Source organism: Micromonospora sp. LZ34 (assembly GCF_052981855.1).
Genome location: NZ_JBRIQN010000096.1, coordinates 1 through 10,880, shown reverse-complemented (window position 1 = coordinate 10,880; position 10,880 = coordinate 1). Strand labels below are relative to the sequence as shown.

At 67.6% G+C, this 10,880-nt stretch carries 9 protein-coding genes and 2 pseudogenes; 6 read left to right on the top strand and 5 right to left on the bottom strand.

What is annotated here, in order from left to right; genetic code table 11:
- The first annotated feature begins 432 nt into the window (after window positions 1-432).
- Window positions 433-912, top strand: a complete 480-nt coding sequence (locus ACVCAH_RS36670; RefSeq protein ID WP_447140805.1) for a hypothetical protein — start codon at window positions 433-435, stop codon at window positions 910-912.
- Window positions 913-1,058: 146 nt separating this feature from the next.
- Here the strand turns inward: ACVCAH_RS36670 and ACVCAH_RS36665 are convergent, their stop codons facing one another.
- A complete protein-coding gene (locus tag ACVCAH_RS36665) occupies window positions 1,059-1,631 on the bottom strand; it encodes a GNAT family N-acetyltransferase (RefSeq protein ID WP_447140804.1) in 573 nt (190 codons plus the stop codon).
- Window positions 1,632-1,636: 5 nt separating this feature from the next.
- Window positions 1,637-1,786 carry a hypothetical protein gene (locus ACVCAH_RS36660; protein WP_447140803.1) on the bottom strand — a complete coding sequence of 50 codons (150 nt, stop codon included), beginning with the start codon at window positions 1,784-1,786 and terminating at the stop codon, window positions 1,637-1,639.
- A 24-nt stretch (window positions 1,787-1,810) separates the two neighbouring features.
- Between ACVCAH_RS36660 and ACVCAH_RS36655 the strand changes: the two are divergent.
- The 3 genes and pseudogenes from ACVCAH_RS36655 to ACVCAH_RS36645 all read left to right on the top strand — a co-directional run bounded on the left by ACVCAH_RS36655 (window position 1,811) and on the right by ACVCAH_RS36645 (window position 4,818).
- A pseudogene (locus ACVCAH_RS36655) lies at window positions 1,811-2,692 on the top strand (IS5 family transposase).
- A gap of 124 nt (window positions 2,693-2,816) precedes the next feature.
- Window positions 2,817-4,108, top strand: a pseudogene (locus ACVCAH_RS36650) (IS701 family transposase).
- 59 nt (window positions 4,109-4,167) lie between these two features.
- A complete protein-coding gene (locus ACVCAH_RS36645; protein ID WP_447140802.1) occupies window positions 4,168-4,818 on the top strand; it encodes a hypothetical protein in 651 nt (216 codons plus the stop codon).
- 300 nt (window positions 4,819-5,118) lie between these two features.
- On the opposite strand, the gene ACVCAH_RS36640 is transcribed toward ACVCAH_RS36645, so the two are convergent.
- On the bottom strand, window positions 5,119-5,538 hold the full coding sequence (locus ACVCAH_RS36640) for a DUF2267 domain-containing protein (protein WP_447140801.1): 420 nt from the start codon (window positions 5,536-5,538) through the stop codon (window positions 5,119-5,121).
- Between the two features lie 352 nt (window positions 5,539-5,890).
- Window positions 5,891-6,577, bottom strand: a complete 687-nt coding sequence (locus tag ACVCAH_RS36635) for a Type 1 glutamine amidotransferase-like domain-containing protein (protein WP_447140800.1) — start codon at window positions 6,575-6,577, stop codon at window positions 5,891-5,893.
- Window positions 6,578-8,303: 1,726 nt separating this feature from the next.
- Here ACVCAH_RS36635 and ACVCAH_RS36630 point away from each other — a divergent pair.
- Window positions 8,304-9,521: a low temperature requirement protein A gene (locus ACVCAH_RS36630; protein WP_447140799.1), complete on the top strand. Its 1,218-nt coding sequence runs from the start codon at window positions 8,304-8,306 to the stop codon at window positions 9,519-9,521.
- A gap of 391 nt (window positions 9,522-9,912) precedes the next feature.
- Window positions 9,913-10,170 carry a hypothetical protein gene (locus ACVCAH_RS36625; RefSeq protein ID WP_447140798.1) on the top strand — a complete coding sequence of 86 codons (258 nt, stop codon included), beginning with the start codon at window positions 9,913-9,915 and terminating at the stop codon, window positions 10,168-10,170.
- A gap of 11 nt (window positions 10,171-10,181) precedes the next feature.
- On the opposite strand, the gene ACVCAH_RS36620 is transcribed toward ACVCAH_RS36625, so the two are convergent.
- On the bottom strand, window positions 10,182-10,880 hold a 699-nt coding region (locus tag ACVCAH_RS36620), incomplete at its 5' end, for a zinc ribbon domain-containing protein (protein WP_447140797.1).

Genomic DNA, 10,880 nt, shown 5'->3' with positions numbered 1-10,880 from the left:
ACCAGCGCCTACGCACCCGCACCGCCACAACCCGACGCCACCGCGGACACCTCAACCCCGCCTAACTTCGAAGAGCCTCCAAAGCGGAACTCCCGCGTGCCTCGATTTCGCTCGTCGGCAGCGAGCCGCAGGCTCTACCGCCGATCACAGCGCCGTACCGATCGTCACACCTGATGGCGAGCTCGAATGGTCATGCGGCTAGATCAACGGCGGCGGCTCTCCACTGCCACCCAGAACGAGGCGCTGCGGCGAGATGTTGAAGCGGAACGTAGAGCCGCCAACCCGCCATCAGCGGGAACACGTCCGACACCTGCTCGCGCGGCGTTTCGTGCTCTCATTGTTGGCCAATGGTTGATGACGTTTCACGGCGTCTTGTGCCCCGTGTGCCCCGACAGCGGCAGAAGCCCGCCCGGCACCCAGAGGATGCGCCGCATGCAACGTCTTCTTGGGATGGCGGGGGCCCTGTTGGGCGTGGGACTGGCGACGGGTTGCACGGTGGACGACCATGATGCGCCAGAGCCGCCGGAGGAGATGTCGCGGGACCGAACGCGAAAGATCGTACGGGAGGTCGCCGCCGACGCCGCGCGGGAGCAGTTCGGGGCACTGCCGGCACCGCAGCGCGAGTTCGAGTCCCCTTGTGACAGCGCGCGATGGTTCGACAACGACCGCGCCTATGTCATGCAGGCAGTCTGGGAGCTGCCGCTGGCGCCGGAGGACCACGAGCGAACTCTGCTCGCGCTAGAGAGGGGCTCCGGACAGGTCGAAACCCGCTTCACGATGCTCGGTGATGGCCGGTTCAGCCTGGACGGATACGACCGGGAGAGATCAATCGGGTACTCGGTGACGAGCAACGAGCCGCCGACCACCGTGCGGCTATGGGTTGGCTCGTCGTGCCGCCTCGACTCGGAGTGATGCCGGCCATCGGACCACGAAGCATGTGCGTTCTGGCAGCATTCGAACCTGTGACACACGGGTTAGGAAGGGGATTGCATGGCCGGCGATTCGAACGGCCTTACCTGCGGCGATGCCTGCGTGCGCAGCTAGGGCCTGTGTCGAAGTCACAGGCGCGTGACGGCCGGCGGGTCGGAGTTGGCGAGGTCGATGCGCCAGTCATTGCTGCGCATCAGGGAGCCGCTGCCCGGCGGGTACTCGAAATTGCAGGGGCCGAGGAGAGTGAAGCCAAGGCGCTGGCAGAGTGCGTTGGAGGGGGCGTTCTCGATTGAGGGGAACGCGTGCAGGCTGTGGGGTGCATCGGAATGGCGGGCAGCCTCGCGGACGGTGGTGATCAGGGCGGCGCCGGCTGCGGTGGCGATGCCTCGGCCCTGGTAGGGCGGTAGGACGTTCCAGCCGGCCTCGTAGATCTGCTCGCCCTGCCAGTCACGCTGGTGGTAGGCGATGCTGCCGACCATCTCGTCGCCGAGCAGCACGGCGAACATGCAGGCGCGGCCAGTTGCCGGCATGGCCAGGTATCGGCGGTGCCGGGCAAGCAGCTGTTCCTCCGGCTCGGGACCGCCAACGTGTCGACGCATCTGCGCAGTGTTGATCCGGCGCAGGAGGTCGAGCGCGGATTCCGACCAAGGCTCGAGACGAACGTCCATGCCGCGCAGCTTGGCAGGCTTCGGGATCAGCAAGCACTTCATTTCGACTGGGTGCGGCCCTCGCTCGCCTGTACAACTGGGCCTGCGCCGAATTCGGCGGTAGCGTGGCGATGAAAATCCGGCGCGTCGGTGATCGACGTAGCGAGGTCTCCGGTAGATGGTTCATCGACGAAGAAGACCATCAGCACGGAGACCTCGTGGCCACTGTAGCGGTGACGAGGCGGCACGACCTGACCGACGCGCAGTGGGCGGCGCTTGAGCCGGTGTTGCCCGCGGGGCGTCGACCGGGACGGCCGCCGACATGGACGAAGCGGCAGCTCATTGACGGGATCCGGTGGCGGATCAGAGTCGGTGTGCCCCGTGGCGGGACGTGCCGGAGTGCTACGGGTCCTGGGCCGCGACGTACGCGGTGTTCCGCCGCTGGCAGCGCGACGGGACCTGGGCGAAGATCCTGACCACGTTGCAGGCGATGGCCGACGCGGCTGGGCGCATCACGTGGGACGTATCGGTCGACTCGTCGTCCGCCCGGGCGCACCAGCATGCCGCCGGTGCGCGTAAAAGGGGGACCTACAGGCCGAACCGCCAGGTGGCATCACCACCGAGCCGGACGATCACGCGCTGGGGCGGTCACGGGGTGGGCTGACCACCAAGCTGCATCTGGCCTGCGAGCAAGGGCAGAAGCCGCTGTCGATCGTGTTAACAGCCGGGCAGCGCGGCGACAGCCCGCAGTTCATCCCCCCGTGCTCGACGGCATCCGAGTGCCCCGGCTGGCCACGGGCCGGCCTCGGACTCGCCCGGACCGGGTCCTGGCCGACAAGGCATACACGTCCCGATCCAACAGACGCTACCTGCGCCGACGCGGGATCGCCGCAACCAACCCGTCCAAAGCCGACCAGGACGCCAACCGGCGCAAACTCGGTTCCAAAGGTGGCCGACCACCGGCCTTCGACCCCGAGCGGTACAAGCAGCGCCATGCCGTGGAGTGCGGGATCAACCGCCTGAAGCGCAACAGAGCCGTCGCGACCCGCTTCGACAAACTCGCGGTGCGCTACGAAGCCACTGTGCAGATTGCCGCCATCAACGAGTGGCTGTGACGGACTTCGACACAGGGCCTAGTACTCCAACGTCACTTGGCTTCGGCGTTGGGCGTGGTGCGGGCATGAGGACGGCCACCGCGTTGATCATCGATGGTTTGTGAGGACAACCGAAGATCGTGCGATGGCCGCTTGCCACAGCGTAGACCCCAGCCGGTGGCGGGTGATCCTGGACGAGGCGGTGGCGCGTGTCGCTGCCCGGTTCGTGCGGGCGGAGCCACGTCGAGCCGCCGGGCAGTTCGTGGAAGGGCTGCTGTCGGCCGTGGAACGCAAGACCTGCTGGTCGTTGGCCGAACGGGCTGGTTACAACGATCCGCAGGCGATGCAGCGGTTGCTGCGTACGGCGGTGTGGACGCCGACGCTGTCCGCGACGACGTGCGTGATTGGCTGGTCGAGCAGCTGGGCCACCCTGACGCGGTGCTGGTCACCGACGAGACCGGCTTCCTCAAGAAGGGCGTGTATTCGGTCGGGGTGCAGAGGCAGTACACGGGCACCGCTGGGCGTGTGGAGAACAGCCAGGTCGGGGTGTTCCTGGCCTACGTGTCACATGCGGGGCGGGCGCTGATCGACCGTCGGCTCTACCTGCCGGAGACGACCTGGTGCGAGCAGGCCGACCGGCTGACCGCCGCTGGTGTCCCCGAGGAGGTCGTCTTCGCCACGAAGCCGGCTCTGGCCCGGCAGATGATCGCCGACGCGGTGGACGCCGGTGTCCCGTTCAGGTGGGTGACCGGCGACGAGGTCTACGGCGCCGACCCGGGTCTACGCAATGACCTCGAGCAACGCGGAACCGGCTACGTCCTGGCCGTCGGCTGCGACCGACGCGTGCACATCAACGACGGCCGCACCCTCATCCGCGTCGACGACCTCGCCGAGCGGATCCCCAGCCGCGAGTGGCAGCCGCACAGTTGCGGGCCGGGCGCGAAAGGACCCCGCGACTACCTGTGGGCGTGGATCACCACCGCCACCCGGCCAGGCGAGCACCGGTGGCTACTCATCCGCCGCAATCGCACCACCAGTGAGCTGGCCTTCTACCTGTGCTGGTCACCTCGCCCGGTGCCGCTGCACACCCTCGTGAGGGTCGCCGGGTCCCGCTGGAGCATCGAGGAGTTGTTCCAGACCGGCAAGGGCCAGGTCGGCCTGGACCACTACCAGGTCCGCGGTTGGACCGGCTGGCACCGGTTCATCACTCTGGCCATGCTTGCCCTGGCCGTCCTGACCATCCTCGCCGCCGCGCAGCAGCCCGATGGCGACCCGGAGATCATCGCGCTGACCGTCGCCGAGATCCGCCGACTCCTCAACGCCCTCGTCCTTACCCAACCACTTCCACCAGCGCACACCCTGCACTGGTCGATCTGGCGACGAACATCCCAAGCCCGAGCCCGCCGATCCCACTACCAGCGCAGACAGGCGAAGTGACGTTGGAGTACTAGAGCCGCCAAGGTCATTCCGCGAATAGTCCGGATCTTGAAGAAGCCATGTCGATCGAGCTAGCTGCGGTCGTACCTCGATTGCGTGACCTGTCTGGCATAGTGCTGCCCATGTCCACGGCTGCCGGTCGCCGCGCCGCGTTCGGCCTTGTGATCGTGGCGCCCGTCCCTGTCGCGATCGGCGTCTTCGCGTCGGTAAACCCGGGCCGCTACATCCATCTCGACCAGCTTGCGCATCCATTCCTTGCCGTCGCCTTGAGCTGCGGAGTACTTGCCGCGGCCGGCTGGCTTGGCTTCCGAGGTTCTGGGCTGCGCGCCGGCTCGCAATGGCTGGCCGCAGCGGTGGCGGCCATAGCGCTGCTGATCGGGGGCGTGGGGTCCGTACAGGTGGATCCGCGTGGCCCCGTCGTGGCGTCGTCTCCTGGCCATCGGTTGGTTGCGTACGAGGTGATGGGCGGGGTCGCTGCGTTGCGGGTTCAGAGCCGAGCCGGTTTGCTGAGCCGGGAAGGCCGCACAGAACTTGCCTGCTTCTCCTGGTCGTCCTCGAATTCAGCGCCAGACGACCTGTTTAATCGTGCTGCCTTTGTCGGCACCCATGAAGTCGAGGTCGTAACCGAGGACGGCCAAGCATCGAGGGTACGGTTCGATCCGCAGACGCTCACACCTGAGGCGACGCCCGACGGGTGCCCGGCTCCCTAAATGCGCCTCATGTCGCCGGCTGCTGCCAGTGCCGCACAAATCGTCAGTCGGGCCGCCGTGACACCCACACTGCCAGGGGGATCTCCCGAACTCTCCGGACCTTGCGCGGCGCTGACCTGCGGCCAGCCATCCACTCTCTCCGTCAGTCCCCGTCAATCCCCCGACATGACCTGTCGACCTGGCACAGATCTGGCACGTCCTACGGGTCGCGCCAGGCACCAGCGACCTCTTCGGCATGAAGGAACGATCATGCGGCTGTTGCCTGCCACAACACTTAGTCGGAGCTGGAGCAACTCTCCGCTATGCACCGCGCGGCCTGACCTCGACCCCCGCGCCGGCCTGAATGATCTCCCAGAACTCCTTCGGGAGTTGCGAAACCAGGTCCTTCAACTCGTCCTTGCTCACGGCCTCACCGATGGTGCTGAGCACGGCCCGCATACCTGCATCGGCCATCGGCACATCGACCCCGGCGCGTCTCGCCACCCGCTCGACAAACTGGTTCAGCGCGAACGGCTCGGCGTTCTGCGACCCAACAGCGGTGGTGGTCTTGTGCAGATGCTGCCGTAGCTCTCTCGGAAGCTGCCCGGCGATGTTGCTCGCCTGACCGGCGGTGACCCGGTCGGTCAACGTTTCCAAAGTCGCGCGGCTGACGGCTTCGGCCTTCTCCGACGGCACCCCGGCACGCCTTGCCACAACCTCTACGAATTCGGCGTAATTCACCTTAAAGCCTCCTGTCCGACCAGGCCATCGTCTACCCGCGCCCCTCACGGTGAAACGGCCTCCCTCGACCTGGTCCCGGTCCTCGGGGGTCGCCCTGAAGCGATGGATTACCGGCGAGGCGGTTGCTGACGGCCCGGTTCGCAGGTCGCGAGCCTCGGGCGGCCGGTCAAGGGCTGTGACGTTGCGGTTGGTTGCTGTACTTCCCTGCTGTACGGGACCAGGTGGTTCTGTGGGCCAGTTCGGGTCCCACCTGTCGGGGTCTATCGGGCCCACGTCTCTTCGGCCGATTGCTGTGTTCGTGAGTTGTGGACCCGCCCTGTGTAGGGCTGGCTCGGCTGAAGGGACGTCTCGGTCAGGGGTTGATCAGTCTCCAGTCTCCTTCGGAGATGACCTCAACGGTGCCATCGACCACCTTGATGGCGGTGTTGTCGTCGATGGCGTAAGTCCGGACCGGGATTCCGGACGCCCACTTCTGGATGTTGGACAGCTCGGTGTCCTCCATGTCCGGATGATTGAGGTGGGGGTACAGCGTGAAATCCACCAGCCCCAGCGCCCGGTCGGCACCCTGCGCCATGTCGCTGCCGTCAGGGACGAATTCAAGGTCGAATTCGGCGTCGCAGTTGTACGGGGTGACCGCGATGCTCCCGGCGCTGACCCCCACATAAACCGTGTCACTCAGCGACGGCAGGAGATCGGCCAGGCCCGACTGGCGCAGCCAGTAGGTCAGGTACAGCACATCGCCGCCCCAGACCAGGAGGGCATCGGCCCCCCGGACCGCCGGGACCCAGTTCTCTTCTCGAATGGTGGGCAGCGCGGTGAGCTCCAACATCCCCAGGGATTTCCAACCGAGCTGGGACAGCGGGATCGGAGCCTGGCCGTGGATCGCCTTCCACGCCCTCTCGCCTCCGCCGGAGAAGGGGTAGACACCGGTCGGGACGAACAGGGCCGTGGCCTCGGCGATCGGCTTGCCCAGCAGGTCGACGAGCGCGTCGGAGATGCTCGGGTTACAGATGCCCGACGACGTGAGAAGAAACTTCATCAAATCCGCTCTCCTAAAGCCACCGCATGACGGCGATCATGTTGCCCATTAGAACCAGCGTCCCGGCTCATTAACCCGAGCGACACATCGCTGGATCATCCGCTGGCGGCCGTCCAACCGTCAACTGCCTCCGCCCCCGCGACGACACAGGTCCGATGCCACGCCCTTACCTGCGTTTTGTTCGCCAGTTCGGGTCTCACCTTCCGGGTTGTCTCGATCGGGTGGCTTCGATGTTCGCGAGTTCCGGACCCGCCTGACGTGGTGGGAGCATCGGCTGGTCTAGACGGGAGCCCGCCGATGCCGCCAATGTCGAAGGTTGACCTGTTCGCGGCGATCCGACAGGACTCCCGCGCTGGCCTGTCCGTGCGCGGTCCGGCCCGCAAGTATCAGGTCAACCGTCGCACGGTCCGCTCGGCGCTGAACTCGGCCTGGCCGGCGCCGCGCAGAGAGGTTCCGGCTTGAACCCCTAACCCTGCCTTGCGAAGGCGGCTCGACGCAGTTGACGCTTGTCGATCGATGTCGGCGGCTGGCGTTGGCGTCCGGCACTTTGCTGTCCAGTAGCAACGGTTGGCGGCCGTTGTCACGCGCCTCGCTGACTTTGTGCTGACTAACGACCGCCAGCTCGACCGGGCCTCACTTCGGGGCGGACGAGCGGTGCTGGGCTCAGCCCGGTGCTACCGCGCTTGCTGCCAGGTTCGTGACGAAACTTGCAGATACCAGAGCGATAGAACCGAGGGTGACGCCGACCATCCCCATAGAAATCACCTCTCCCACACAGGTCAAGACGACTGCCAGGATCAGAAGCGGCAGCACCAGGCGGGCTTTACACCCGGCTCAGCCCAGCACCGGCTGAGCAAGGATCGCACGCCACCCCGTCAAACCTCGGTCCGGCCGTACGACTACTCGTTTACAAGCTCTGTGTGGATCATCCGGCGTCGTCTGTCCGCGTTCGCGACCTCGGGCGACTGTCCGCACGCTTCCGCCGAAGGGCGCCCTCGTCCGCCGGTTGCTGTCGCCGTTGCTGTCGCAGCTCCACCCGATGCAAGCTGTCGTTCCAAGGTCCATGATTCGGTCGGGTGCCGGTTCGTGCAGTTCCGCTGGAAGTAAGAGGCCCGACTCACGGACCTCCCCCGCTACCTCCAACACGGCTTCTGACCTACGGAAACGCCTTCCATCGGTTTCCGGCATCTTCCGCCGTTACTCGCGCTAGGTTGTGCCAGATCTGTCCCCGGCCCTGAATCTGCGAGTTGCCGGCGAGGAGATTGTTGGCGGTCCGGTACGAAGGGCGCAAGCCTCCGTCGGTCCCCTGGCGGGCTGTCATGGTGCCGTGGGTTGCTGTACTTCTGGCCTGTACGGCGACCAGGCCGAGATGGAGTTCCGACCCCCGCCGGGGGAACTGGTCGGCGTTATCGGCCACTGCCAGCCGGTGTCGTTCTCGTGGTCGGCCCTCCGTGTCGCGCCGTCTGCGGCGGTTGGTGCCGGTGGGGCAATTCCGCGTTGCTGACTTTCCTGCTGACTCGTGTCGACGACTCGCTGGGCCATTGACATCTTGGCCCCGAACGCCGTTGCAGCGCATCTTCTGCTGCTGTCGGCTGTCATCCGGTGCCACCCAGCTCGGCGATAACCCAGCCTGCTGTCGTTGGCGGTCACCGGGGATGCCTTCCCTCTGGGTGTACGAGTCCAAACCCCCGGTGAGCCGGGGTTGCGCCCGGCGAGTATGAGCGGCATGGGGCATCGGGAAGGCGGTGGACGGGGTCAGGACCTGTTGCAGCGTCGCGAGGACGTACGGCAGGCCAACTTTCTGGAACTGTTCGTCGACCTGGTGCTGGTGTTCGCCCTGGCGGGGGTGGTCAGCCGGGTCGTGCGTGACATCGCCAGCGACGACCCGGTCGTCGGCTGGCGGTCGATGGCCTATCTGTTCGTGCTGGCGCTGCCGCTGATTTGGCTGTGGATCACCACGGCGCACATCACCAGCTGGTTCGACCCCCGCCGCCGCAAGATTCAGTACATAGTGCTGGCCAGCGCTTTCGGGATGCTGGTCATGGCCTCATCGATTCCGCACGCGTTCATCGGCCGGGGGTTGGCGTTCGTGCTCCCGTACGTGATCCTGCAGATCGGCCGGCCGCTCATTCTGATGCCCGCGCTGCGCGGGCACCCCCTGCGGCAGCTTTACCGCCGGTCGGTGCTCTGGTTCGCGGCCTCGGCGGTGATCTGGTTTGCGGGCGCGGCCTTCAGCGGTGGCGCCCGGGCCACCATTTGGGGGGCCGCCGTGACAGTGGACATCGTCGCCGCGCAGCTGCGCTGGCCGGTCCCCGGCATGACCCGCCCGCGGATGAGTGCGTGGGCCATGGACAGCAAGCACCACCTGCCCGAGCGCTACCAGCAGTTCTTGCTGATCGCCCTCGGGGAGACCGTGCTCGCCGTCGGCACGGCCTTCACCGGCCAACCGATCACCCTGGCGACCTCCGCCGTGCTGGTGCTGGCATACCTGTCGACGGTGCTGCTGTGGCGCATCTACTTCTACCGCTCCGGGCAGGTCCTCGCCGAAGCCGTCGCGGCGGCAAAGGACCTGTATGCCGCCGGCCGTGCCATCGGCCTCGCCCACATCACCATGGTGCTCGGCATCGTCGCCACCGCCGTCGGCTTCGAGATCGTGCTGAGCCACCCGGACGGCCGGCCCCAGCCGGCGTGGCTCCTCGCGAGCCTCGGCGGTCCGGCACTGTTCCTCTACGGCCGTATCCGTCTGGAACGCGTCGTGTTCAACCGGCTCTCGCTCCGCCGCGTCGTCGCTATCGCCGCTCTGGCGGTCGCAGCCATCCCCCTGTACTTCGCCCCGCCGCTGGCCGCCTCGGTCCTGGCCGGGCTCGTATTGCTCGCCGTCGCACTCGCCGACGCCCACCATGCCGCCGGCCGTCCCCCCGAGGCACCCTCCCCGGCACACTAGGTCGGTTGACGTCTTGCTTACAAGGCGCGCCCGGCGATGGTCGCTGCGTCCACCACCGCGACCGCCGCCAGCTCGCCGACGCGGCCGGCGTCCACTCCCCTCACGCCGCGCGGGCTTTTGGCCGCGCGGCCCGGCCGGCTGCCGGCCCACCATCCCACCGGTCAAAGGCCTGTCGTTCTGCGGCGGCCCTCCGGGCTCCCCGGTCTGCGCGCCAGCCGCCGGGCGTAGGCGTGACGGCCGCAGAGCGACAGCGGCAGCGGCCGGCGCACGCCCAGGCGGCGGCGCGTGCGGCCCGTTGCGGGCCGCCTTGAAGACGTACAGGAAGTTTGAACAACCCGCCGGCAGCCGGCAGCCGGCCGAATCGAACGTGTGTTCGACTACGCTGCTGCTGGTGGAGGTACGTGGGCGCTGGTGGAACGGGAGCTGGGGCCACATGGCCCGGCGGGACATCTGGCTGATTTCCGACGGTCGGCTTTGGCGGGTGCGTGGCCGCCTCGGTGGTGACGGAGGGCAGGAGGTCTCGTACGACTTCCCTGACGAAGGACCCGCGCGAATGATGGTCGACCGGATGATGAAGGCCTCGGCCGGCACCTGGCGCGACCTCACCGAGGCGGTCCGGCAGGAGTTCAACCGCCGGCGCACTGACTAGTGCGGTGTCCACTAACGTTCACCGGGTGTCCGGTGGTGTTGTGGATCCTCACCGTGAGGGGTGAGCGACTCCCCACCGTTGGGTGGTGGGGCGGGCCTCCGCGGGCCACCTGATCCTCGCGCCGCCCGTGGGCGGCGGGGGTCACGTCGGGACTGGCCGGCGCCGGGTAGGTGCCGGCCGGCTCGACGGTGCGTGACCACCTCCGGCAGCACGACAGCTGTGGGGGTGGTGGGTCCGCCGCCCGGGGTGCGGGTGGCGATGCTGGCAGCCGCGACGAGGTCACGGTGCCCGGAGAACGCGCAGTGCGGGCAGGTCAAGGTCCGCCCACGAGGCTTGGATATCCGTTTGCGGCAGGCGGGGCAGGTCGAGGATGTGCCGCGTTCGTCGACGAGGCGGACGGTGATGCCCGCTTGGGTGGCCTTGTCGGTGAGGACCTGCAGGAGCCGGCCGATCTGCCACTGCCGCAGTCGCAGGTTGTGCCGCCGCCCCGCGTCGATGTCGAGCACGCCGCGGGGGTCGCCAACGCGCAGCACTCCGACCCGCTGGCGTACGGCCCAGGTGATGACGGTTCGGGCGGCCTCGTGCTGGGCCTGGCGGACCCGCCGCCGATGCCGACCCTCCACCAACCGGGCACGACGGCGGTACTTGCGCCACCGACGTGACCCCCGCTGACCCGGCTTCGGGGCCCGGCCGGATACGGCGCGGCGGCG